The organism is Microcoleus sp. N3A4 (assembly GCF_036701805.1).
GTDB lineage: Bacteria > Cyanobacteriota > Cyanobacteriia > Cyanobacteriales > Microcoleaceae > Microcoleus.
Genome location: NZ_JAUBRJ010000032.1, coordinates 58070 through 82355, shown reverse-complemented (window position 1 = coordinate 82355; position 24286 = coordinate 58070). Strand labels below are relative to the sequence as shown.

The window sequence follows — 24286 nt, the reverse complement described above, 5'->3', positions numbered from 1 at the left end:
TAAGTCAGAAGTTGGGATTCAACCAATTTTCAGTAAAACCTTTAATTATATCATAAAACTATTTTGCAAGAGGTCTATTAAATTCAATTAATTACACATTGTATTTCTCAAGACACGATACTGCCGTGTTCTTACGGTATTTCGCGTTTATTTAACCGCCTTTGATATTAACCGTAGAAACTTATACCTAAGTAACAGGCTCGAATCCCGATCGCCAAAGTATAAAATGTTGTTCATTAATAAATAATTGAAATTTTCGACCGACAGATCAAAAACTATGCTGTTTATGCCCTAAGATAGATACACTAAGTTTGTCAAATTAATGTCGGGGTTAAGGTCAGCCGATATGGACGCAACAGCAAATGTAGTAGATTTGACTGCGATCGTGCCGGGATATCGCTCGATCGCGCAATTGTACACCGATTCTCGATCGGCTGTCGATCGAGCCGTGCGCGATCGAGAACGGCAACCCGCCACTAAAATTCTCAAACCTACTTCGTTGTGGCGGAGGATTTCCGGGAGGCGGTGCTGCCAGAATACGATAAAGTTGCATCAGCCGCCGTTAATTGCATCGGTCGAAATAGTCCTCAAGCGAACAGACATTCTCGACGAACTCGAACGAAGGCCAGTTATTTACAAATATATGAAACATCCGAATATTTGAATTGCTCTTGACCAAGAATTTCAAAGGTGGTACCCGCCACGCGATCGATCCGTGGAATCAATCCAAAATCTCAAATCTAAAATCCTCAAGCCCCCGACTCGATCCGTGGGGTCAATCCAAAATCTAAAATCTAAAATCTAAAATCGAATGACTGTTACCTGCCAGATGGAGGCGTATAAATTTTAGCAAAAAGAGGCGACGGATTCGGGATATATTCGGTCGATCCGAAGCCGCTAGACAGGAAAAATGGATGCAAACCTTATTTTGAGAAGTGTGTTTAAATGCTAGTAACAATGATGCACGACTTTTATGATACGCTGGCAGATTTGGCAATCTATGCAGATGTCACACCGGCGGAGCGCCAACAAATCCTTAAGCGCGTTGGGGTCAGTCAGAAAAAACTCAAAGAATTCGCGCACCATACCCCGATCAATTACCAGCACAAGTTCGATCTGGTTGAGGCAGAATGGCTCCGCGTTTTGGGGCAGACAGCAGAAGCAATGGAACTGTACGATCGAGCTATTACCGGAGCTCAAGCTAACGAATATTTGAATGAAGAAGCTCTTGCCTGCGAACTAGCTGCTAAGTTTTACCTGTCATTGGGAAGAGAAAAAATTGCGCGAGTCTACATGACAGATGCCTGTGATTGCTATGTCCGCTGGGGAGATAAAGCCAAAATTGACGACTTAGAAAAACGCTATCCTCAATTGTTAAAACCGATTTTAGAACCCGCAAAACTCTCTGCAAATCCATTAGCAAATTTTCCAACACCTGCTGGGCAAAATCAATCGCTTCATCCATCCATTCATCCGTCTGTTTCGGCTATCGTCTCAGATTTCGGAAATTTTTCAAGTCTGCTACAAGCTTGTCAAGCCCTCTCTAGTGAAATTCAGCTCGATCGACTGATTGCCAAACTGATGCAACTGGCGATGACAAATACAGGATCGGACAAAGCAGCGCTGATTTTGCCAAACGGCAATCAATGGGAAATCGCTGCTACAAGCGCGATCGACAATTTTGGAGTCGAGCGGGCGATCGACTTATCATCCGCAACACTCGATGAAAACAGCGATATCTTGCCCCTCAAAATTGTTGACTGCGTTAAAAACTTGTTGAAACCTGTGATTGTGCGGGACATCGCTCAAAAATGTGATTGGGATTCCGACTCCTACATCCTCAAATACGAACCGCAGAGCGTGTTGTGTTGGCCGATTCTCGATCGAGGCAACTTAGTCGGCATTTTGTATCTGGAAAATCGGTTAACCGCAGGAGTTTTTACCCGCGATCGCCTGCAACTTCTCAATCTCCTGTGTTCCCAGGCAGCCATCTGTTTGCAAAATGCTCTGCTATATCAAAAATCTCAGGATTACTGCCGACAATTAGAGCGATCGCTAGCAAAATTCACCCGAACCGAAGCTCAGCTTGCCGATCAAAAACAAATGCTCCAAGCGATTATTGATGTCGCTCCGATTTGGATTTGGATGGTTAATCCCAGCGGTAAAGTACAGTTTTTGAACGAGACCTTTTCTCAACATATGGGCGTGCCTGTGAGCGCTTTCCTAGCTGTCGATCATTACAAAGATATACTGGGAGAGGATGCAGCGGGGTGTCTGCTTTCAGATGCCGCTTGCCTTGCCCAAGATTTGCCGCATTACTCCATCGAAACTCTCAGATTTGTTGACGGGAAACGACACTATTTAGAAGTCACGAAAGTGCAGCTAAAAAATTGCCAGGGCGAGACGATCGGGATTATTGGTTTGGGTGTTGATGCCACCGATCGCAAGCGAGCATCGGAACTTTTGCAAGAGCAAAATCAACAGCTAGAACAAACTTTAAAAGATTTACAGCAAGCGCAACTGCAAATCGTGCAAAACGAAAAAATGTCTGCTTTGGGCAATTTAGTTGCCGGAGTTGCCCACGAAATTAACAATCCGATTGGGTTTATTTCTGGGAATTTAAGCGAAGGTAAAAAGAGTTTGAAAGATGTTATAGAACACTTAGAATTGTATCGCTCCGCTGCACCGAAATCAGAAATTGCCGACCACGCCCAAGAGATAGACATCGATTATCTCTTGGAAGATTTACCGAAGATGATTGATTCAATGCAAGTCGGGTGCGATCGCATTTGCAGCATCAGCACCAGTTTGCGTACCTTCTCCAGAGGCGACAAAGACTACAAAGTTCCTTTTAATATTCACGACGGCATTAATAGCGCTATTTTAATTTTGAAACACCGCCTCAAAGCAAACGAACACCGCCCGCAGATTGAAGTGATAACTAAATACGGCAATCTCCCTAAAATCGAATGTTTTCCCGGTCAATTAAATCAAGTTTTCATGAACCTGCTTGCCAATGCGATCGACGCCTTAGAAGAGTCAAATGTAGGACGCAGTTTTAGTAAAATTGCCGCCAATCCCAACCGCATCACAATTTGCACTGAGGTAATGGGCGAAGCGCACATTAAAATTAAAATTGCTGATAACGGCACCGGGATCAAAGAGGAAGTGAAACAGCAGATATTCGACCATTTGTTCACGACGAAAGGTGTCGGTAAAGGCACTGGATTGGGTTTGGCAATTGTCCACCAGATTGCGGTAGAAAAACATGGCGGAAGCATCGAGGTGAATGCGGAGCCGGGAGTTGGCACTGAGTTTGCGATCGTTTTGCCTGTGAAGGGATAAATTTTAATTAAGATTCAATTTTTTTTAGGCGATCGCGTAATAAGATATACTGACTTTGATTCGGGTCTTTTGTTGAAAGCCTTGGTATAACTCTTTTAAACAGAACTTACGCACAAACAACGTAATTATGTCATTGTTCACTGTGTGTCGCAATCTCAAACCCTTGATTTAACGCCCTTGAGTACGTATAGCGGTTCGAGCGAAAGATTCGCGGACGTAGTTGGGCCCCGGCCCAATAAGTCTGGGTGGTTATGTAAGCTGTCAGTCATACCTCATCTTTTTGAGAAAGGCTATAAGTCCTATTAAAGTAGGATCATTTTTTTGATCGAGCAGTTGTTCGATCGCATCAATTTTTCCCACCAACGTTGAGGAAAATCCGCCACCGTGAGCAAGGGGAGCTAGACTTTTTACTTTTCCCTAGCGAATAGGCGAGTTTTTGAACGAAGCTTTGAGCTACCTTAAAACGTTATGAGTTGCTCGCCCTCATGAAAGAGGATTGGTGTGTGCGATCGCAAAACGCTAATAGACATCTCCAGAAAAGCCAGTCTTGAACAGGCATCCTGCCTGTTCCACAAGAATTATGGGAGAGGTCTAATGAACTTTACTGAGTGTATCTCATGCGGTTGATAACCGCTATATTGGCTCAAGTGATTTATCTGACTGAGGAAGTAAAAGCGATGAAACTGCAAACCATTGGCTCGACCGTACTCTTCTCACTTCTAGCCGCGCTCAGTGGCGGCGATTTTCCCTTCATCCTTAGTGCTCAAGCCAAAATCCCTTCTACTCAAGAGTTGGCCCAGAACCCTACAGACCGGAAAGCGGAAGCTGACAGGCTGTTAGACCAAGGCCGTCAGCAATTTCAGATAAGTCAATTTCAAGCAGCTATACAGTCTTGGCAGCAAGCGCTAATCATTTGTCGGGAAATTAAAGACCGCCAAGGCGAGGGAAGAGCTTTGGGAGGTTTGGGAATTGCTTGCGATTCCCTCGGCGACTACACCAAAGCCATTGAGTACCAGCAGCAGTCGTTGGCGATCGCCCGCGAAATTAAAAACCGCCAAAGTGAGGAAGCAGCTTTGGGCAATTTGGGAATTGCTTACCGTAGGCTCGGCGACTACGCCAAAGCCATTGAGTACCAGCAGCAGTCGTTGGCGATCGCCCGCGAAATTAAAAACCGCCGAAGTGAGGGAGCATCTTTGGGAAGTTTGGGAAATTCTTACCTTAACCTCGGCGACTACGCCAAAGCCATTGAGTACCAGCAGCAGTGGTTGGCGATTGCCCGCGCAATTAAAGACCGGCGAGGTGAGGGAAAGGCTTTGGGCAATTTGGGAAATGCTTACCGTAGCCTCGGCGACTACGCCAAAGCTATTGAGTATGCTCAGCAGTGGTTGACGATCGCCCGCGAAACTAAAGATCGCCAAGGTGAGGGAGCAGCTTTGGGAAATTTGGGAATTGCTTACCTTTACCAAGGTGAGATAGGAAGAGGGGACAGTTCAGACTCAATGTTAAGTTTGGTGGCAAGGTCGAGAAGTTTTGGATTGGATTTCGGCAACTACGGCAAAGCGATTGAATACGAGAAGCAGCACTTGGCGATCGCCCGTGAAATTAAAGACCGCGAAGGTGAACGGATAGCTTTGGCAAATTTGGGATTTGCACTCTACCGAGAAGGCAATTTCTCAGCAGCCGAGAAACCACTACTAGATAGTATCAAAGTTTCAGAATCTCTCCGAGCTCGCTTAGACAATGCCAACAAAGTGTCAATCTTTGACACGCAAACTAGCCCATATCGCAACTTACAAATAGTCCTCATTGCCCAGAAGAAAACTAATGAAGCCCTGGAAATTGCCGAACGGGGAAGAGCCAGAGCTTTTGTAGAGTTATTAGCTGCTCGACTCGCCCCCTCTGCCTCTGCTCAAATCACCATAAACCCGCCCAACATCCAGCAAATTCAACAAATTGCTAAAGAACAAAACGCCACCCTCGTTGAGTATTCAACTATCGGGAATCAAGCTCTCTATATTTGGGTAATTAAGCCGACTGGTGAAATTACTTTTCGCTCTGTTGACCTCAAATCCCTCAACATTCATCTAACACCAGCTACGGAAAACACAAGAGTCGCTGCTGCTACTGGCAGAGGATTGAACGAACAAGATACAGTCTTTGCAGACATGATTCGCGGTAGTCGCGATGCTCTGGGTACATCGGAAAATAATCTCTCCTATCAACCCGCAACAAATCGCCCAAACTCAACACCTGCTAATTCCCGAACCGCCAACCCACAATTACAACAACTTTATCAATTACTGATTGAACCAATCGCCGATCTTTTACCCACTAATCCCAATGCTCCCGTTATCTTCATTCCTCATAAATCTCTCTTTTTAGCTCCCTTTGCTAGCCTCCAAAATGCCCAAGGTCAATACTTAATTGAAAAACATACCATCATCATTGCTCCTGCCATTCAAATCTTGCAGCTAACCCACCAAGCGAGACAAAAAAACCGACAAACTTCCCCCCAAAATATCCTCGTTGTCGGCAATCCTACTATGCCAAAAATTGGCAACCCCCCACAACAATTACAACCACTTCCGGGCAGCGAACAGGAGGCCAAAATTATTGCCCAACTTCTGAACACTCAAGCGATTATCGGCTCTCAAGCCACGAAAGTATCCATTACTCAACAAATGTTAAATGCTCGGATTATTCATCTAGCCACTCATGGTTTACTCAATGAAGTCAAAAGGCGAGATATGCCAGGAGCGATCGCCCTGGCTCCCTCGGGAAATGATGACGGCTTGCTCACTTCCAGCGAAATCTTAGATTTAAAATTAAATGCTGAATTAGTGGTTTTAAGCGCTTGCAATACAGGTAGAGGAACATTAACGGGCGATGGTGTAATTGGCTTATCTCGCGCATTAATTACTGCTGGAGTTCCCAGCATCCTCACCTCTCTGTGGTCGGTTCCCGATGCTCCCACAGCAGAATTAATGGCAGAATTCTATCGCCAGTTGCAGCAAAATCCCAATAAAGCTCAAGCCTTGCGGCAAGCAATGTTAATCACAATGAAAAAGCATCCAGAACCCAGAGATTGGGCTGCATTTACCCTGATTGGTGAAGCAGAGTAATAGCTTTTAGGATTTATGCAAGTGGCACATAGAGTAGGCGGTAAGGTAAATCCTTCAGAATTTACGCAGGCACACTAGATATACAGCATATTCCAGGTTGATGAAGTACAGTAGCAGCAGCTTGTCAACCAGTTTTTGAAGTGCTTCGTATTGCTGGGAGGGTGAAACTTAAAGGCTTTTTGGGCGCGCGATAGTAAGTAGGTTATTACTGAGATATTGCACCATTTTCAATAAGCATTTTATGAACAGGCTTTCCGGCCTGTTCCACAAAAAAAATAATCTCTTGTGGAACGGGCATCTTGCCCGTTCTTGAGAATGCTGCAAGATGTCAGTTATTACTGAGATATTGCACCATTTTCAACAAGCATTTTATGAACAGGCTTTCCGGCCTGTTCCACAAAAAAAATCATTTCTTGTGGAACGGGCATCTTGCCCGTTCTTGAGCATGGTGCAAGATGTCAGTTATTACTGAGATATTGCACCATTTTCAATAAGCATTTTATGAACAGGCTTTCCGGCCTGTTCCACAAAAAAAATCATTTCTTGTGGAACGGGCATCTTGCCCGTTCTCGAGCATGGTGCAAGATGCGAGTTATTACAAATAAACATTACATGAGGAGAGGGCGGATCGATCAATATTGTGGATGTGAATCAAAGATTGTTGGTAAAACCCGCCCTACAAATATTGCGGTTAATTTATCCAAAACAATCTAATTTAATCACTCGGTAAACTCAATTTTATTACCTGTCCAACTGATACCTCGTGCTTGTGCGTCGCTACTACCACCGCACCTTCTAATCGCGGATCGTAACATCCAACCCAAGCCGCAGGATGGCATTCGTGCACTAAATACCCGTACAGCCAAATCGCTCCTCTACCTTCAATGACAATTCCTTGGCTGTATTGAACATCTTGAGGAAGTTTCAAACCTTGTAAATCATCTGGTGTGATAATACCGTCTTGAGTTGTAATTCGCAAGCGCAAATGTTGGTAAGCTAAACCGTCTTGAGTTTGATTGGGGATTATTTTTAATTCAATCGGATTCATTGGATGCAAAAATGTTGAATGCTGTTGTAAAATCATATACCTTTTAGGGTAAATTGGGAATCCGATCGCCAACTTTGAGTCCCAATTGCGCCGCCCTTCCGCCTCTGAGTTCAATAACTCCGTCAACGGGAACATCCGGGCCGTAGTTGGGGCAGGTTTCGCTCAAACACGGCGGTACGTTAGGAATTATCGCCTGCACGACGCCTTCCCGCAGAAAAACCATATCGAGTTCAATCAACACGTTTTTCATCCAAAAACGCACGTTTCGCGCGGGTTCGATCGGGAAAAACATTCCCCTGTCATCGGGTAATGCTGTCCGAAACATTAAACCTGTGGCTTGTTCTTGGGGAGTTTGCGCCACTTCCAGTCCGATCGCGCGATCGGCTACAATCGTGTTAACCGAAATTGGCAAAAGCTGACCCCTATCTAGTCCGCCAAACAGCGATATAAAGTTTGATTCAGTCAGATTAGGGTTTCCCGAAACAACTCCTAAATAATTACCAGAGTTTTTATCTTTCATAACAGTTTGGTTGTCGGAAACAGAAAGCTCCAAATCGCTAAACTTCAGGCCTTCTGTCAAGACAATTTTATCATTGCCGTTGCCAAAATCTGTAATTATATCGGCTTCAGTAATAGTAGATGCGGCGGCGGTTCTTTCGATCGCAAATAAATCATCGCCCGCGCCTCCTGTCAAGATATCCCCGCCTTCGCCGCCTATGAGCAAATCGTTACCCCGATCGCCAAACATCCAATCCGACTCTTGTCCTCCATAGATTGTATCGCTTCCCTGCCCTCCAGACAGCGTATCAGCGCCTTCATTTCCTGCTAGCAAATCATTTTCCCGATCGCCAAAAAGCCGATCGTTTCCCCCCAAACCTTGAACAGTATCATTACCCGCAAATCCTCTAATCGTATCGTTGCTGAGAGTTCCCAGGAGAAAATCGAAGCCGAAAGTACCGTCGATGTTAACCATTTTGCGTTTAATGATGCGTTTAATAAAAGGAAGATTTGGCGATCGGCATCCGCCAACCGGTACCAAAAGCTCGATCGCTAATTTTCAAACCCGGGGCTGCTTGTCGCCGTTTAAACTCCGCTTGCCTCACTAATTTTACTACACGTTTAACCACCGCTTCATCGTGTCCCGCAGCGATAATTTGTTGGGCAGATTCGTGATGTTCGATCGACCGCTGCAAGATGTCATCTAAAACATCGTAATCCGGCAAAGAATCTTGGTCTACTTGCCCCGGTTTCAGTTCAGCACTCGGCGCTTTACTAATGATATTAACCGGAATAATTTTCTTTCCCAACTCTGGCTGATTTTTTACCTTCTCAATCCCAGAATTCAGCCACCGACAAAGCGAATAAACCCGAGTTTTCGGGACATCAGAAATCACCGCCAATCCCCCATTCATATCGCCGTAGAGAGTGCAGTAACCCACCGCCATTTCCGACTTATTGCCAGTCGAAAGCAGCAAATGTCCGAACTTATTAGAAATTGCCATCAACAGATTGCCTCGAATCCGCGATTGAATATTTTCCTCAGCAATCCCGAAAGGTGTGTTGACAAACAAATCGGCGAGAGTACGATCGTAAGTTTTCATCAAATCGCCGATCGGCAACATTTCGCTCGCGATGCCCAGATTTCGGGCTACTTCCAAAGCATCATTAACCGAATGATCCGAACTGTAAGGAGAAGGCATCAACACCCCTAGAACATTTTCGGGCCCGATCGCGCAACTGGCGATCGCCGCCACCAAAGCCGAATCTATCCCGCCACTCAAACCGAGTACAACCTTAGAAAAACCGCACTTGCGGACATAATCTCGCACTCCCAAAACCAAAGCAGCCCAAATTTCTGCATCTCCCTCGCCAGGATAAAAACTCAACGACGCCGCCTCAATTCCTGCTGCACTTTGCTGATTGCTGCCAACTAAATCTTGTTTAGCTGCGTCATATTCCAGCACCGCAAAATCCGTTTCAAAAGAAGCTAATACCTGAATCAAATCACCCTTTCGATTCACAGCAAAACTGCTGCCGTCAAAAATAATATCGTCATTTCCCCCTACCTGATTAGCGTAAATAATCGGTATCCCGCAGCGGATGACGCTGTGCTGCAACATCGCCGATCGCACTCCCCGCTTCCCCGCACAGTAAGGCGATGCCGACAAATTCACCACTAAATCTACGCCCAATTTTGCCAAATCGGAAACAGGATCGCCCGCGTAACTGCGTTTACCCCAAAACTCCTCATTGTTCCACAAATCTTCACAAATTGTCACGCCGATTTTGACTTCGCCAATAGAAAAGTAATTGCTGTTTTCTCCCGGTTCAAAATATCTATCTTCATCAAATACATCATAAGTAGGCAACAAGCGTTTATGAAAAACTGTTTTGACTGCGCCATCTTGCAACAAAACAGCGCTGTTAAACAATGGTTTTCCGCCGAGTTGAACCGCATTAGCATTAGGTACGGCAGTGCCGACTATGACTGCCAACTCCGGCGGCAAAGCTTGCGCCAGTTGCTGCAACTGTGCGCCTGCGGCTGCAATGAAACTCGGATCGATCAACAAATCGCGCGGCGGATAACCGATCAGGGAAAGTTCCGGTGTTAGCAATAAGTTTGCGCCCTCAACCTCCGCTTTTTTCGCTGCCTCCCGAATTAGGTTGGAGTTGCCAAAGATGTCACCAATCATAGGGTTGAGTTGTGCGATCGCAATTTTCATATTAGGAATGAGAATTAAATAACTTGCATTTTTTGTAGGTTGGGTTGAGGAACGAAACCCAACAATCAAGCGTGGCGTTGGGTTTCGTTCCTCAACCCAACCTACGGAAGTTATTTAATCCACGATCCTTACCTGCATCACTACCATAAATATTGCTAACAGTCCGCCCGCGCGGACTCGATTTCCTATAGTCCTAGATTTGAATATAGGGAAACATTACTCAGATTTGTAATGTTTCAATTCTTCATCAATATAATAATTTACCAAATCCCGGTAAATATTTTCAACCACATCAGGATTCAAACCCGATTCTAAAGCCCACTCCCGCCGCTGCTGTAACATAGCATGAAAGCGATCGGGCGCTCTAACGCCAGCTTCACTCGTTTTGAACCTTGCTGCCGCGACGACGTATTTAAATCTCTTGCTCAAAGCGTCGATCACTTCTCGATCGATGATATCAATTTCCTCCCGCACTTCGTTAATATTAGCGCATTCATCAGGGTCTTTCATCGCCGACACTCCTTAATAGCTTCTATTCTAATGTTACTAAATTGATCCCCGAATGTCATCCAAGGAACAGCTAGATAAACACCAGCGGCTTATTTTTGAAAGGAGCAAAAGCGGTCGCATCAAAGCGGTACAAACTAGCAGGGCGGCCAGCCCCCCGCGAAACCTTGACACCGGTATCGCACAAAAAACCCAATTTCAACAATCGAGCTCTAAAATTAGAATAATCAGAAAAATTTTCCCCCAAAATAGTTGTATAAAGTTGATACAAATCGCTCAAAGTAAAAAGTTCCGGCAAAACTTCAAAAGCTACCGGACTGTATTCAAGTTTGTTACGCAGTCGCCGGTATCCGTATTCGAGAATTTGGTTGTGATCGAAGGCTAGCTTAGGAACTTGTTGCACGGGATACCAAGCAATGCCGCCGACTCGGTGGTCCACACCCGCAACTACACTCCCAGCAATTAACTCAGCTTCTTCAAACCGAACCAAAGCAAAATAACTAACTGAAAGATAACGATCGCCCCTGGTAAATTCCCGAGGATCGCGCCCCGGTTCTCCGAAAGTATACAATTGCTCCAGATACAAGTTTTTTACCCGGATTTTCTCAGACAAAATCCGGTAAGCCGCATTTTCAAGAGACTCTCCGTGCCGCACCAAAGTGCCGGGAAGACTCCAAGAATCAATAAACGGTTCGTCTTGCCGCATTACCAACAGCACCAACAAGCGGTTCTGCACGGTATCGACGGAGAAAATAACATTATCTACTCCTACTTTAAAGTCAGCTAATGAGCAACCTTCGCTCTTTTTTGTGCCTCGTGCCATGCGTACAAATGCTCCCTATGGATGTAATCTTCAATGGTCGGAGTCAGAGCTTCCGTGTCTCCTGTTTCCCGATAGGAAGTAGAAGAAACATTGGGAGCACTCAAAGATGCGATCGCCACCTCTGCACCCATCCGCCTCAACTGCCACAAATCTAATTGTTCTGACGGATAACCCGGGCGCGGTACTATCAGCAACTCCACTTGTTTTAACAATTCTTCAAACTTGTACCAGCGAGACAGTTGCCCCACCAAGTCGGAACCTATTACCAGCGTCAAATCTGCATCCGGCCACAGCAATCTTGCTTGTTCCACAGTTTCTAGCGTCCTCGGACTGCTGAGTTCTGGATGCAAACAAAGATTGTGTCTCGGCGAATTAATTTCTTGAATGATTAACAGCAGCATTGCCGATCGGTGTTCTAGAGAAGTTTGGTGCGACTTAAAAGGATTGTCCGACGCCCAAACTGCTACCCAATCAAAATTTTGGGAAAGCCAATTCAGGATAGTTTTGTGTCCCGCTGTAGGCGGATCGGCACTGGTTCCAAAAAGAGCAATCTTCTGCATAGGGAATCGGTAATAGTTAATTGGGAATTGTTGACTGTTGACTGTTGACTGTTGACTGTTGACTGTTGATTGTTGATTGTTGACTGTTGATTGTTAATTGTTGATTGATAACAACTGACAACTGACAACTGACAACTGACTACTGACTCTTTTTCGTTTTTTGGGTGAGACTCTGCAAATCTGTAGAAATTTCCACTGGCGGCGAAATCGGGTTGTCAAGTTGCCGAGTTTCGGCTCGAAGACTGGCGACAGAAGCAGCAGTTCGTTTGGCGATATCCTCCAAACTTTCCTGGTTCTGCACTCGTTTCCCATCCTTGACAACCAACTCCATTAATGGTAAGTGAGAATCGCCATTGTGAATAATTTCACCGGACAATCCCAAACAATCTCCAAGAATTTGCCCATTTTCAATATGTCTAAAAATTTGCTTTTTTCCTGGATATGTTACCTTGCCGCTTGCCTCTTTCATCACCGGAATCCCGTCAATTTCCACCAACTTATAAACACCGTTCACAGGCGAACCGCTGACCAACTTCGTTCCCAAACCGTAACCGTCAATGCAAGCGCCGCTACTTTTTAATTTAGCAATTTCTCGATCGTCCAAATCGCCGCTAGCAAAAATTGGAACGCCCGGAAGGAGCGATCGAACTTCCCGAGACAGCACCGCCAAATCGCCCGAATCCAGCCGCACGCCTTCCAACTGCATTTCACCGCTGTTTACTCGATCGGCCAACATCCGCGCCGCCACCACAGTATTATAAGTATCGATCAGCAGCGGTGCCCCCGGAAAACAGCGGTGAAAAGCTGCAAACGCCTCATTTTCGCTACCTTCTAGAGCCGCCACAGCCATTACCAAAGCATGAGCCATAGTACCTACAGGTTTGCGGCCCAACTTCAAAGCAGCCAAAACATTAGAAGTTCCGTCGAACCCAGCAGCCAGAGCCGCCCTAGCCGCCCACACAGCAGCTTGAGGCCCAAAAGCCCTGCGCGTCCCGAATTCCAGCAACTTAGCATCCGGGCCCGCCGCATCCCGCAGCCGCGCAGCCCGCGTCGCAATCAAAGTTTGATAATTTATCGCATTCAACAAATAAGTTTCCACCAACTGAGCCTGCCACAGAGGAGCCTCAATTCGCAGCAGCGGCTCGTTGGCAAACACCGCCGTCCCCTCCGGCACCGCCCAAACATCCCCAGTAAAGCGGGCTGTGGCGAGTAGAGTCCAAAATCGCTCCGGGGCACCTGCAAAAATCCCAGTGGACTGCAAAGCCTCTATTTGCGCCGGAGAAAACCGAAATTTCTCCAGATAGTCGAGAACTTGAGCCAAACCCATCGCGATCGCGTAGCCAAAACCCTCTGGCAGCCTGCGCGCGAACAGCTCAAAACTCGCGGCCCGCCCGTCGAGGCCTTCCCCAACGTAACAAGCCGCCATCGTTAGCTGGTAGAGATCGGTCAAAAGGCTGTAATCTGCTGAGGAAACAGTCAGTTCTTGGTCTTCTTGGATTTCTTCAAAACCTGTGAGCTGCAAGCTTTCTGTGGTAGTTTTCATAAGAAAAACCCCGAACAAATTTCTTTATTTAATTATAGTGACTAACACCATATCTTTTTGTAAATTTTTGATAAAGATTGCAGATATTTGTTTGAATAATTCCTTGAGTACGGCGGTGAGTAGCAGATTTGAGGTGGCTTGAGGCGTGAATATTATGGTAGAATCCATAAAAACACCTCATTTAACAAACTCAGGAATTAACCGCAAACACTCAAGCGTTCCAGGTTTTTTACGCAAATATTTGGTTGCAGCCGTCGAACCGAGTTAGAAAACCCGGTTTCTGAGCGTCGGGAGTGCGATCGCCACTGCATGAGTTGAGCAAGGAAAAATCTACCAGCAAAAGGTCGATCGCCCACAAATGCGTAATTCCTAAAACCTTCAGTTTGCTTCAATGTTGCAGACTAATAAGTAATTCAAATAAATATTGCTAAAGTAGTCCAAAGGCAAAAAATAAGAGTAATCTAAAAGTATCCCAAGCCACACAAGAGAGGCGGATTTTATGAATCTTTATAAATCTGTTGTAAACGCAATGCGTTACGTTTCGGAAGCAGCCTCGCGGATTTTTAGACGCAGCGATGACGATTATCCCAACACTGGCGTTCAGCCTTTTGAAGGTACGCCACCCAAAGGCTCTAAATGGGAAAAATGAGCAGCCGATCGGGGATTTTCTAGCGATGCAGGCAAAGGCATTCTGTTTAACAGTCAACAGTTAATTGTTAATTGTTAATTGTTAATTGTTAATTGTTAATTGTTAATTGTTAATTGTTAACTGTTGACTGTTGACTGTTGACTGTTGACTGTTAATACTAATTGTAGGTTGGGTTTCACTTCGTTCTACCCAACCTATCAATTACCAATTACCCAAAACTGATTCAGAAAAAAGCCGATCGCAGCACTGCCGATCGGCACGCTCAAATTGTCAATTCCCCACTTAGAAACCGATTCTAAACTAGCAGCAACCAAAGCCACAACGGCAGACACCACCCAAGTTTGCCAAATATTGCCTTGAACCGCCAGCAAAATCAAACAGCTAACAGCAAAACTCACCAAATACATAGTTGCAGAACCTTCCCAACTCTTCTGCATTCCCCAAACTCGATAAATATGTTTGCCGTATTTCTGGCCGATGACAGCAGCCAATCCGTCGCCCCAAGTCATCACTAAAATGCCCAAAGCAGCGTATTCCTGATGTTGCAGCGGCCAAAACCAAGCTACGAGAATGCTGATACTAACAGCATAGAAAAAAGTCCCCAAACTCTTCCGGTTGATACTGTTAACACTCGGCAAAATCGGAACTTGGTAAGAAATTAGGGCGATCGCGCCTGCTAAAATTCCCGCCGAAATCACCACCCAACCGGGTATTTCCAGCCACCACGCCAGCAAAATCACGTTCCCACTACCGATGTGAACCACCTTCCGCGACACCTCAGCATCGACAGAAGTAAAGCGATTTAAGCCCTCAGCTATCAGTAAAATCAAGCCCAGCCAGACTCCCACGAGGGAAATTTGCAGCCACACAGTCGGAACTTCAGCAAATATAGACACGATATTTAGGAAACACTTATTTACATCAGGCACTGTTTACTACTTTAGTGGAAAGCGCGATCGCTCTGTTCGGCGTTGGCAGGATTTTCTACCGTCACTACGGTATAATTTACTCGCTCTCCTGTGGTTGGCTTTGGAGGAAAAGTGAGTTAGGCTAATCAAATTAGTCGTTTGAAGTTTTGAAACTCTCGGAGAATCTGATTGCTATGCAATATGTATTAATCATTCATGAAGTAGAAAACTATGAAGCTTGGAAACAGGTATTCGATCGTGCTGCAAACTTACGAAAAGAAGCTGGCGAGCGATCGTATCAAGTCTTGAAGTATGAAAATGAACCCAACAAAATTGTTCATTTCTCCGCGTGGACATCTATCGCAGATGCTAGGGCGTTTTTTGAGTCGCCTAGACTGGTTAAAATTCGAGAGGAAGCGGGAGTTAAAGCTCCTGAGTTTATTTATCTAGACCAATTAGAGTCAGGAGTATTGTGAAAGACATATTTGTATAATGTAAGTTGTTCAAACTATGGGGTTAAGTTTTGAGTATGTACGACGGTAGCTACTACCAGCTAATGGCTGAGTACAATTGCTGGATGAATCAAAAAATATATTCTGTCTGCTCGGGAATTCCTGATGAACAGCGCAAACAGGATATGGGTGCCTTTTTCAAGTCGATTCATGGCACTTTGAATCACTTACTGTATGGTGACAAAGCATGGATGGGTCGTTTCACTCTTCACCCATTTTCTGTTACCGTTATCGGGCAAGAACTGTATGGTGAATTTGAGGCTTTGAGAGCCGAACGGGAGACAACGGATCGGCAAATTATAGAATGGTCTAGACACCTTAATTCTGACTGGTTGAGTCAACCGTTTGAGTACACAAGCAATGTAGATGGTAAATGCCGCGTGCTACCGACTTGGGTTCTGGTGACACATATGTTCAATCATCAAACTCACCATAGAGGACAAATTACCACACTGCTCAAACAACTTGGCTACGACCCAGGCGTTACAGATATTCCGTGGCTACCCGTCGCCTCTGTATAACGTCAAGATAATATCAAGGCATTTGATTCCTAATTATTACTATCCGTTTCCTGCTGACAATGCTGTGACTATGGCTGTTACTGCGGGACTAAGACTAGACAAGACAACGACGGAAGCACTAGCAATAATAATAGTCGTAGCCATCCTCACCATACCATCAGTTCCTTTCTGATATGCGTCAAATTTGTATTCCAGGCGATCGACTTTCTGACCTAGTTCTTCCCTAAGCTCAATTAATGCTTGTCTGATGTCATCATTACTGGGATTTTCTGGTATCTGCATAACGACTTCTCCTATTAACAGAGATTAGCTTGACTGTATAAATATGATAACATAATTAAAAAGCGACTGTTTTATCACTTGCTCATAACCAAGAACTATTACTAATTATCATTTCACCAATTCCCGCACAGCCGCAAAAGCCCTCCCCCGCCACTCCACTGGCAGCAGCGACAATCCCAAACCCGCCCACATTTTCGCCTCAGAAACCGACTTTCCAGCGCAGACCATCAGGCGCCCTTTTGCAGTTTCACCAACCTCAATCAGCCGCAAACCTAACGCTAATTGAGTTTCTGCAATCCTTTTGAGCCTGACTGTTTCCAACTTCTCCGACTCAAACTCGTAACTGGTCAAATAGCGCAATTTATCACTCAAATACGGAATTGCCCGATCGACTCCTTGCTGTCCTGCGTGAAATCGATACTCCATCAACAGCTCCGGCAAGTAATAGCACTTTTTGCCCGCAATCGCAAGTCTCACAAACAAATCGTTATCTTCGCAATTTTGCCAATTCGGCCGCAGAAATCCTACTTCTTCCAGCGCGCCGCGACGAAACAAAGTTGCCCCTATTTGCAAACTTTGTCTCAGAAAAACTGTGGAGAGCAAATCTTCAATAATTCCAGGCGACAACTCGGTGCGGCCCCACCTGTGCGAATTGAGTTTCGTCTGGTTTTCATCAATATAATTGTTAATATCGATCGCCCAGTGATCTGTACTGACAAAATCAATGCTGGGGTCTTTATCTAAAATAGCAGATGTGCGCTCTAGAAATTGCGCGCTCAGGCGATCGTCATCGTCAAACTTGATAAAATATTCGCCGCTTGCCGCCGCAAAGCCCGATCGCATATTATTGCTTTTGCCGATATTCTGCGGGTGGCGAATGTAGCGAATCCCGCGATCGGCAAATTCCGACATCAACAGCGGAGTGCTGTCAGTTGAGCCGTCATCGCAGACAATTAATTCAAAATCTGTATAAGTTTGATCTAGCACGCTGGCGATCGCACAAGCCAGCAGATGCACTCGATTGCAAGTAGGAATGCAAACACTAATTTTCGGCACAATCACCACTTGAGATTTGAGATTTTAAATCGCAAAAAAATCCAGAAACCATTGATTTTCTTCCTTCTTCCTTCTTCCTTCTTCCTTCTTCCTTCTTCCTTTTTTAACTCAAACGAGCGGTACATTCAAGAATTAACTTTTGATTCACCAAAGCAAAGGGTTGAATTTCCAAAGCGCGGCGAAAAGCTTGAATAGCACTTCTGTATTCTCCCAGGGCAGCGTAGCACAAACCCAGACCGTGCAGCGCTCCAAAATGCACCGGGTTCAGTTTGAGGACAATTTCGCAGTCGTGGAGCGACTTTTTATAATTTCCTTGGGTATAGTGAAGTACGGCGCGCCGATTCCAAGCTTCAGCAAAATCAGGCGCTTCCGCAATCAGTTTCGTCAGCAAATCCAAAGCGTGGGGAACATCGCCTGCATCTATCGAAACTTGCACTCGCCTGAGAATTTGCATCCCATACTCACCCTTCTGGTTAAACCAAGTGCGCCAGAGCTCTGTAGTTGCCCGATCGCGCACGCTTTCGTCGGACTTTTTCAAGTCTTCGAGCAGCGCCTTAACAGATAATTCGTCCATAGGTGCGAGGATTGTTAAAAAGGTTTGATCGATCAATTTTATCGCGCAAGCGGCAACTTTATTTATCCCGCATCCCATGAAGATTTTGATGCTTTCCTCGACTTTTCCCTATCCGCCAAGCCGCGGAGGAACTCAGGTAAGGACGTTTAATTTATTGCAATACTTGAGCCAGCGGCATGATGTAATTCTCGGCACTGTGCGATCGCCCGATGTCACCGACGCACAAATCGACGCATTGCGCCAGCAAGTTCTAGAATTGGCAGTTTTCGAGACTCGCGGGACATTTTCAACCGGGATAATCGGAAAAATCGGGCGTTTCGGTCGATTTTTGTTGTCCGGGACACCTCCGAACGTACTCTCAAGCTACTCGCAAACAATGCAGAATTGGGCAGACGAGTTGGTAACAGCAGGCAAATGCGATGCTGTCACCTGCGAACACAGCGTTAACGAGATTTACGTGCGTCCAGAATGGCGGCAAAAAGTGCTGACAGTGGCAAACATTCACAGTTCCGTTTGGGGAACTTGCAGGGAAATGTTAGCAACCGGCACCTCCGAAAAACCGCTGCGCGATCGACTGAATTTACCGCTACTCGCCCGCTACGAAAAACGCTACTGTTCCAAATTTTCCCGCATTGTCGCGACAACATCCACAGACAGAGAGCAACTTCTAGAATTGCTGTCGCCTCCGCTTCAGGTGCGAGGAAAACAAGATTTTTTTGTACCTCCCATTGATGTAATTCCTAACGGCGTGGATTTGGCACAATTTCCGTACCGGTCGATCGATCCGGGAGGACACACCTTAATTTTTGCAGGCGCCATGAACAATTTGCCCAATATTGACGCGGCGCAGTTTCTCAGTTTGCAGGTACTGCCGCCTTTGCAGCAGCGCTATCCCGATGCTACCCTCACCCTAGTCGGGGCTTCGCCAGTCCCGGAAGTGCTCGCCTTGGGGAAACTCCCGGGAATTCAAGTAGTAGGTCGGGTGCAAAGGGTGGCAGAATATTTGCATCAGGCTGCTGTTTGTGTGGTGCCGATGCGGATTGGTTTTGGGATTAAAAATAAAACTTTGGAGGCGATGGCTGCGGGAACCCCTGTGGTTGCGAGCGATCGAGGTTTGGAGGGTTTAGCCGTCGATGGCGGCCCACAACCGAGAAGGGCCTTGCGGGCGAACAAAGTTCAGGAGTATGTTGAGGCGATTACCAGTTTGTTTGAAAATCAGCAGCTAAGACAGCAGCTTTCCAAGAGCGCGCGATCGCTCGTTGAAAACCAATACACCTGGGATATCATAGGTCGGCAGTACGATCGGCTATTGCAATTTTAAACTCTAAATTCTAAAATCTAAATTCTAAAATGGGACGATGGAACACAAAATTAACCCCTCAAAAAATCGAGCCAAACCCCCAGAAAATCCAAAAGTTGCTCCTCCTCCGACAAGACGCCGCCGCCAAACCCGACGCCCCAAAAAACTTCAAGAGTCCCAGCTTCCCATACCTGCTTCCCCAACTCCCGCCAGATATCCCTGGAAAAGACTGATAGCTAATTTGACAGCCCTCAGCGTCTTGTGTGGCTGTGCAGCTTTGATGGGAGGCGGCGCTTGGCTGAGTTACCAGCTAATTGTCGATCCTAACGGCAACAAATTGATCTCTCAGTTTGTGCCTGGATGGTCGCGCCTGCCTACAGGTAGCAGAGATTCGATCCAAACTCTGGATCAAATCAAAGCCAGCATCCGCAAATTGGGATTCGTAACCGGAGAACCCCTGCAGCTTCCTGTCGATCGATCCGACGATAATTCTATTTCCGATTTGCTCTTGCCGGTGATGGTGGAAAGGACTGTTAATGCTTCTACTGTTTGCAAAAATCCTTGCCGTCAAATTGTCGAACTTCGAGTGTACAAGCGGGTGCAACTTCCCGATCCCGATTCCGATAAAGAGCAGTATTTTCAGTTAGCAAGTTCGGTGAATCTAGAAGGCCCTGCGGAATCTTTTGTCATTGCTTCTTTAGCTGACTCTACATCTAACAATCAAGCCTCCAATCAGTCGTTACCCCTAACAGAACTGCGCCGCTTTGACGGCAAGCCCCCCGCCTCTGGCATTTGGTTTAATGTCAGCGGTCAACTAAAGCGGGGCGACAAGAAAATTCCCTACGGACAAGTCGTTCGCTACAACCCCAGCCAAAATCATTTAATGCCACTGTTGGAGTGGGCGAGTGCGGCCGGACAAGCGCCGAATTGGCAGCAAATTGTTAAGGGGGAAAATCCGCAGTTGGCGATCGACCAAACAGTTGGTTTAGAGCCGCAATTTACCCTTTATCAAATTGGCCCGCGCAAATTTTTGCCGAACCCAGTTCAGTTAACGGCGATTTCTTTAGAAGAATTTGCCTTCAATGACGAGACTTACAAAAATGGGCTGCGACTGGCGAAAAGCGGGCTGTGGTCTCCAGCATTAAATGTCATGCGTTTGGCGAAGGGGAAAGCCGGCAAAAATTGGCCTGCCGTCGCGCAAGCTCAGCTAGAAACGATCGAATTTCACGCTAAAATTACTCGGGCTCAGGCGATCGCATCTTGGGCCAGTCCCGGTCAACAAGTTCTCGCAGAATTGATCGACGGCCGCTGGAGCCAAGCTTTGCAAGTATTTGAAGCCGATCCGAGCAACACTCACGAAATTGCCACAACCCTCAAAAATGACGGCGAGCGGATCTGGAACCGCGTAGACGCCGCCTTGAGAGTGAATGCCGCTGACGCCGATGTCAAGGCTTGGGGCGCGCTGATTGTAGCGTCCCAAGACGGAACTCGCGAGGCGATGAATTGGCTCGACCAGCAATCAGATACTGACAGCGAAACAAGAAGTCGAATTCGGAATTTGGTCAATAAACTTGACGAAGCAGTTTCTCAGGCTGAAAGTTTAGAAGACCACAAGAGTCAAATTATGGGTTCTGCTACTTTAATTAGCAGTATCAATCCCGCTGAGTGGCTGGAACCCGAACCGAAAAACGAGTTAAAATTGGCAGGACAACAAGTTTGGTATCAGGTGCAGGTAGCGAGTTTTTACGACGGCAGCCGCTGGGTTAATTCGCCCTTTTCAGACGTAGAAGTGCGCTCTTTTCCTGCTACTCAAGTCAAGTGGCTCTGGGGGCGGCTGGGCTTGCAGGCTGACCCCAAGATTAAGATTGAGGTAGCGATGGCTAACGGTCAACAAAGAGTTGCTGTGGGAACGGTAAAAGCAGTGCAGATTCAAGACGGAAGTCTGCGCTTGCTGGCGGCGGTTGACAAGCGATCGTGATCTGGCAGAAACCAGTCGGCACAGGGAACAGTCCTAGACGCACTCTTGAGACAAAGAAACCGGGTTTTTTTACCGTTTCTGCCGACTGCAACAGAAGTATTTTCGTAAAAAAACCCGGTTTCCCGCCACCCGTGCGTCCAAAACTAGGAAAAAGGAAAATGCTTTCTTCTGCCCCTCCCGCAACTCCGAAAAGAGGCGCAATCTCAAAACTCTTCCCCTCCCCACTTATCGCTCTCGGACAACAATGCAGACAAAAATTTTGTTAATTTAATTAACACAACTTGCACACAAAAAACCGAGAGATGTCAAATCGCGCCCTTTTTGGAGAGTGCTGCAATCATCTGCCGTTTCACCGCTTTAGCCCAAAGCTCAAACTCCAAACTGTTGATATTGTTAATTTTCACTTCTTCAACAGTCTGATCTGGGGCTTTTTTCTGTGCTGTAGTCTCCATTCTTTTTTTCCTCATCCAAAAATTGTTAGTAGTCGATCGCAAACGGTTAACGTCATACATCTATTTTATGAACTAATTCCTGCTATTAGTTACACTAAAGGCATAGAATTTAACCCTATGATGCAGTAAATACATCTAGATAATGCAATTTACGAATTTAATGTAAGAAAATCCTACAACCATTGGTATCTATAGGCTTTTCCTGACATTAAAATCTGACAATTTGCATTGTATTAAGCTCAAACCGCTACTTATGTTAGTAAAGTTATTTTTTAATGAATGTATTAGCATATACAGCCGAAAATCATATTATTGAATTCACATAGTGCCGTAAAGCCGATCGCCTGCATCTCCAAGTCCGGGTACAATATAGCCGTGCTCGTCCAAACCTTCGTCAACAGCAGCCGTATAAATCTGCACGTCAGGGTGCTGTTGGTGAAAGTGCTTAATTCCCTCCGGCGCCGCCAGCAAACACAAAAACTTAATAGACTTCGGATTAACTTCTTTAAGTCTATCCACTGCCGCCACTGCTGAATTACCAGTAGCCAGCATCGGATCGACAATTAAAACATCTCGCTCTTCGATATCCTGGGGAACTTTGAAATAATATTCGATCGCCATCCGAGTTGTCGGCTCGCGGTACAAACCAATATGTCCTACCCTCGCTGACGGAATCAGTTCTAAAATACTATCTAACAGTCCCTGACCGGCGCGCATAATCGAAATAATGACCATGTTCTTTTCTGCAGCCAGCATCGGTGCATTCATTTTGGCGATCGGCGTTTCTATTTGTTCGTATTTTAGCGGCAAATCTCGCGTCACTTCATAAGCTAGCAGCAGCCCAATCTCTTTCAGCAGTTGGCGAAATTTCGCCGTGCTCGTTTGAGTTTGCCGCATTAGAGTTAACTTGTGCTGTATCAAAGGATGGTCGATGACAGTAACTTTAGCACTCATTTTTTTTAAACAATTAATCTGCTTTATTCTACCTTATCAGTTTGGGACGCACTCTTGACACGAAAACAACTCGGTTTCTGCCACCCCTGCGTCCAGGACTACTTATATCAAACCCGTATTGAAAACATGAATACTGCGCCAATAAAATTCGCTCCTACACTTGCCTTTCGTCCGCGCAGCGCGACACTAAGTATGCGAGATTTGAAAATACACAAATATGTCATTCTCTCGTTTCCTCTCCTTCCCGCGCTCTTCCTAGCAACGCAGCTCCGGGCCCAAAAGCCTCCCGACTTGTCTCGCTGTCTCGCGCTGCCAAAAAAGCCCGTAACTACAGATCCGGATTTTGGCACCGGAATCTTCCGGAACTTTCACCAACAGATATGAATCTTAAGAAGTATCAGCAGAAAACCTATTTTTTCGATTAATTCACTAATCGAAAAAACCGGAAGAGGAACTGCACATGAGGTCATAAGCTTGGCTTGACTGGCTTTTCATCTTTCCACATGAATGCGGTTATATCCAAGTTTAAAACACATTACCTAAATTCAGTTCCATTTTTTTAGGGTGCTCCTAATACACAACTGAACTTATTAAGGAGAACATCCATGAAGTTTGTAAAACTATTGCTAGCTACGGCATTAATGACTGCTTCTATCAGGCCTGCCTTGGCTAATCCGGCCGTTCAAATTTTAGGTGCAAGCTATGGCGGTAGCGGTTGCCCAGAGCGCTCCGCCAGCGTCAGCGTCAGCCCCGACGGTCAAGAACTGACCATCCTATTTGACAAGTTTGCAGCCCAGGGAAATGTGTCAACAGAAAGCCGGAAAAGCTGCAATCTGAGCATTCCCATCAAAGTACCCCAAGGCTTCCAAATTTCTATCTACGATGCTGATTATCGCGGCTACGTTGCTCCTAAAACCACAGGCAACCTGCGAGCAGAATACTTTTTCGCTGGAGCCCGCGGCCCAGTTTTTAATCGGAATTTGAGCGGGGAAACTAACTACAATGTTCGAGATAGCTTAGCCACTGTAGCTAATGTTTGGTCTAGCTGCGGCGACAGTGTAAATATGCGAGTAAATGCTTCGATGACAGCCCGCGGTGCCGGCATGGCCACCGTTGACTCCTTCGATTTGGCTCATCGCGGTTTAGTTTATCACGTCAAATATCGCGCTTGCCGCTAAGCAGCTTGTGGGGAGTGTAATGTGAGGAATAGTTTTCAGGTTTGAATTTTGAATTTTGAGTTTTAAGTTGGAAGAGGGAATAATTTTCCCTCTTCCTTCTTGCTTCTTCCCTCTTCCCTCTTCCTGACATCCGTTACATCTGATATCTTGCACCATTGTGAGCAACAGGCAAGATGCCTGTTCCACAAGAAAGTTTATATTTTGTGGAACAGGCATCTTGCCTGTTCATAAAAGGCTAATTGAGAATGGTG

The 24286-nt window shown here is 45.9% G+C and carries 26 protein-coding genes; 10 read left to right on the top strand and 16 right to left on the bottom strand.

From position 1 onward, the window contains the following. Positions 1-346: 346 nt before the first annotated feature. From QUA56_RS19335 to QUA56_RS19320, 4 genes are all read left to right on the top strand, one after another. A complete protein-coding gene (locus tag QUA56_RS19335) occupies positions 347-664 on the top strand; it encodes a hypothetical protein (RefSeq protein ID WP_333360488.1) in 318 nt (105 codons plus the stop codon). Positions 665-945: 281 nt separating this feature from the next. Further along, positions 946-3345: an ATP-binding protein gene (locus QUA56_RS19330; protein WP_333360486.1), complete on the top strand. Its 2400-nt coding sequence runs from the start codon at positions 946-948 to the stop codon at positions 3343-3345. A gap of 617 nt (positions 3346-3962) precedes the next feature. Further along, complete coding sequence (locus QUA56_RS19325) at positions 3963-6467, top strand: CHAT domain-containing tetratricopeptide repeat protein (protein ID WP_333360484.1); 2505 nt, start codon at positions 3963-3965, stop codon at positions 6465-6467. A gap of 325 nt (positions 6468-6792) precedes the next feature. Beyond that, positions 6793-6939, top strand: coding sequence for a hypothetical protein (locus QUA56_RS19320; RefSeq protein ID WP_333360482.1), 147 nt, complete (start codon positions 6793-6795; stop codon positions 6937-6939). A gap of 243 nt (positions 6940-7182) precedes the next feature. Here QUA56_RS19320 and crn3 read toward each other — a convergent pair whose 3' ends face one another. From crn3 to QUA56_RS19275, 9 genes are all read right to left on the bottom strand, one after another. Next, positions 7183-7515: a CRISPR-associated ring nuclease Crn3/Csx3 gene (gene crn3, locus QUA56_RS19315; RefSeq protein WP_333360480.1), complete on the bottom strand. Its 333-nt coding sequence runs from the start codon at positions 7513-7515 to the stop codon at positions 7183-7185. Between the two features lie 43 nt (positions 7516-7558). Further along, positions 7559-8488: a DUF192 domain-containing protein gene (locus QUA56_RS19310; protein WP_333360478.1), complete on the bottom strand. Its 930-nt coding sequence runs from the start codon at positions 8486-8488 to the stop codon at positions 7559-7561. A 19-nt stretch (positions 8489-8507) separates the two neighbouring features. Then, complete coding sequence (locus QUA56_RS19305) at positions 8508-10238, bottom strand: NAD+ synthase (RefSeq protein WP_333360476.1); 1731 nt, start codon at positions 10236-10238, stop codon at positions 8508-8510. A gap of 216 nt (positions 10239-10454) precedes the next feature. Next, positions 10455-10748 carry an isochorismate lyase gene (locus tag QUA56_RS19300; protein ID WP_333360474.1) on the bottom strand — a complete coding sequence of 98 codons (294 nt, stop codon included), beginning with the start codon at positions 10746-10748 and terminating at the stop codon, positions 10455-10457. A gap of 70 nt (positions 10749-10818) precedes the next feature. Continuing rightward, positions 10819-11568, bottom strand: a complete 750-nt coding sequence (locus QUA56_RS19295) for an NrtR DNA-binding winged helix domain-containing protein (RefSeq protein WP_333360471.1) — start codon at positions 11566-11568, stop codon at positions 10819-10821. Then, positions 11529-12128 (bottom strand): nicotinate-nucleotide adenylyltransferase, encoded by a 600-nt coding sequence (locus QUA56_RS19290; protein ID WP_333360469.1) that lies wholly within the window; start codon positions 12126-12128, stop codon positions 11529-11531. Before QUA56_RS19290 ends, QUA56_RS19295 begins: the two co-directional genes overlap by 40 nt. A gap of 139 nt (positions 12129-12267) precedes the next feature. Next, positions 12268-13671: a nicotinate phosphoribosyltransferase gene (locus QUA56_RS19285; protein WP_333360467.1), complete on the bottom strand. Its 1404-nt coding sequence runs from the start codon at positions 13669-13671 to the stop codon at positions 12268-12270. Positions 13672-13695: 24 nt separating this feature from the next. Next, complete coding sequence (locus QUA56_RS19280) at positions 13696-13839, bottom strand: hypothetical protein (protein ID WP_333360465.1); 144 nt, start codon at positions 13837-13839, stop codon at positions 13696-13698. A gap of 29 nt (positions 13840-13868) precedes the next feature. Then, a complete protein-coding gene (locus QUA56_RS19275) occupies positions 13869-14063 on the bottom strand; it encodes a hypothetical protein (protein WP_333360463.1) in 195 nt (64 codons plus the stop codon). A 107-nt stretch (positions 14064-14170) separates the two neighbouring features. On the opposite strand from QUA56_RS19275, the gene QUA56_RS19270 reads away from it, so the two are divergent. Beyond that, positions 14171-14320 carry an isochorismate synthase gene (locus QUA56_RS19270; RefSeq protein WP_194066136.1) on the top strand — a complete coding sequence of 50 codons (150 nt, stop codon included), beginning with the start codon at positions 14171-14173 and terminating at the stop codon, positions 14318-14320. 197 nt (positions 14321-14517) lie between these two features. Here the strand turns inward: QUA56_RS19270 and QUA56_RS19265 are convergent, their stop codons facing one another. Then, positions 14518-15216, bottom strand: coding sequence for a diacylglycerol/polyprenol kinase family protein (locus QUA56_RS19265; RefSeq protein WP_333360461.1), 699 nt, complete (start codon positions 15214-15216; stop codon positions 14518-14520). A 206-nt stretch (positions 15217-15422) separates the two neighbouring features. On the opposite strand from QUA56_RS19265, the gene QUA56_RS19260 reads away from it, so the two are divergent. Next, on the top strand, positions 15423-15704 hold the full coding sequence (locus tag QUA56_RS19260) for an antibiotic biosynthesis monooxygenase (protein WP_333360459.1): 282 nt from the start codon (positions 15423-15425) through the stop codon (positions 15702-15704). Between the two features lie 53 nt (positions 15705-15757). Further along, positions 15758-16261 (top strand): DinB family protein, encoded by a 504-nt coding sequence (locus tag QUA56_RS19255; RefSeq protein ID WP_333360494.1) that lies wholly within the window; start codon positions 15758-15760, stop codon positions 16259-16261. 39 nt (positions 16262-16300) lie between these two features. On the opposite strand, the gene QUA56_RS19250 is transcribed toward QUA56_RS19255, so the two are convergent. The 3 genes from QUA56_RS19250 to QUA56_RS19240 all read right to left on the bottom strand — a co-directional run bounded on the left by QUA56_RS19250 (position 16301) and on the right by QUA56_RS19240 (position 18173). After that, complete coding sequence (locus QUA56_RS19250) at positions 16301-16543, bottom strand: hypothetical protein (RefSeq protein ID WP_333360457.1); 243 nt, start codon at positions 16541-16543, stop codon at positions 16301-16303. A gap of 108 nt (positions 16544-16651) precedes the next feature. Then, entirely contained in the window at positions 16652-17599 is a 948-nt protein-coding gene (locus QUA56_RS19245; protein WP_333360455.1) for a glycosyltransferase family 2 protein, read from the bottom strand. Positions 17600-17702: 103 nt separating this feature from the next. After that, on the bottom strand, positions 17703-18173 hold the full coding sequence (locus QUA56_RS19240; protein ID WP_333360453.1) for a tetratricopeptide repeat protein: 471 nt from the start codon (positions 18171-18173) through the stop codon (positions 17703-17705). 76 nt (positions 18174-18249) lie between these two features. Here QUA56_RS19240 and QUA56_RS19235 point away from each other — a divergent pair, with 76 nt between their 5' ends. Next, the gene (locus tag QUA56_RS19235; RefSeq protein WP_333360451.1) at positions 18250-19494 is read left to right on the top strand and encodes a glycosyltransferase family 4 protein; all 1245 of its coding nucleotides are present in this window, start codon (positions 18250-18252) and stop codon (positions 19492-19494) included. 37 nt (positions 19495-19531) lie between these two features. Continuing rightward, entirely contained in the window at positions 19532-21451 is a 1920-nt protein-coding gene (locus tag QUA56_RS19230; RefSeq protein WP_333360448.1) for a hypothetical protein, read from the top strand. Positions 21452-21756: 305 nt separating this feature from the next. Here the strand turns inward: QUA56_RS19230 and QUA56_RS19225 are convergent, their stop codons facing one another. Further along, positions 21757-21903, bottom strand: a complete 147-nt coding sequence (locus tag QUA56_RS19225) for a hypothetical protein (RefSeq protein ID WP_333360447.1) — start codon at positions 21901-21903, stop codon at positions 21757-21759. Between the two features lie 318 nt (positions 21904-22221). Beyond that, positions 22222-22857: a uracil phosphoribosyltransferase gene (gene upp, locus QUA56_RS19220; protein WP_333360445.1), complete on the bottom strand. Its 636-nt coding sequence runs from the start codon at positions 22855-22857 to the stop codon at positions 22222-22224. A gap of 605 nt (positions 22858-23462) precedes the next feature. On the opposite strand from upp, the gene QUA56_RS19215 reads away from it, so the two are divergent. Next, positions 23463-24035, top strand: coding sequence for a DUF4360 domain-containing protein (locus QUA56_RS19215; protein WP_333360443.1), 573 nt, complete (start codon positions 23463-23465; stop codon positions 24033-24035). Here QUA56_RS19215 and QUA56_RS19210 read toward each other — a convergent pair. Next, a complete protein-coding gene (locus QUA56_RS19210; protein WP_333360441.1) occupies positions 24000-24251 on the bottom strand; it encodes a hypothetical protein in 252 nt (83 codons plus the stop codon). The two genes, QUA56_RS19215 and QUA56_RS19210, sit on opposite strands and share 36 nt — an antisense overlap. Positions 24252-24286: the final 35 nt, after the last annotated feature.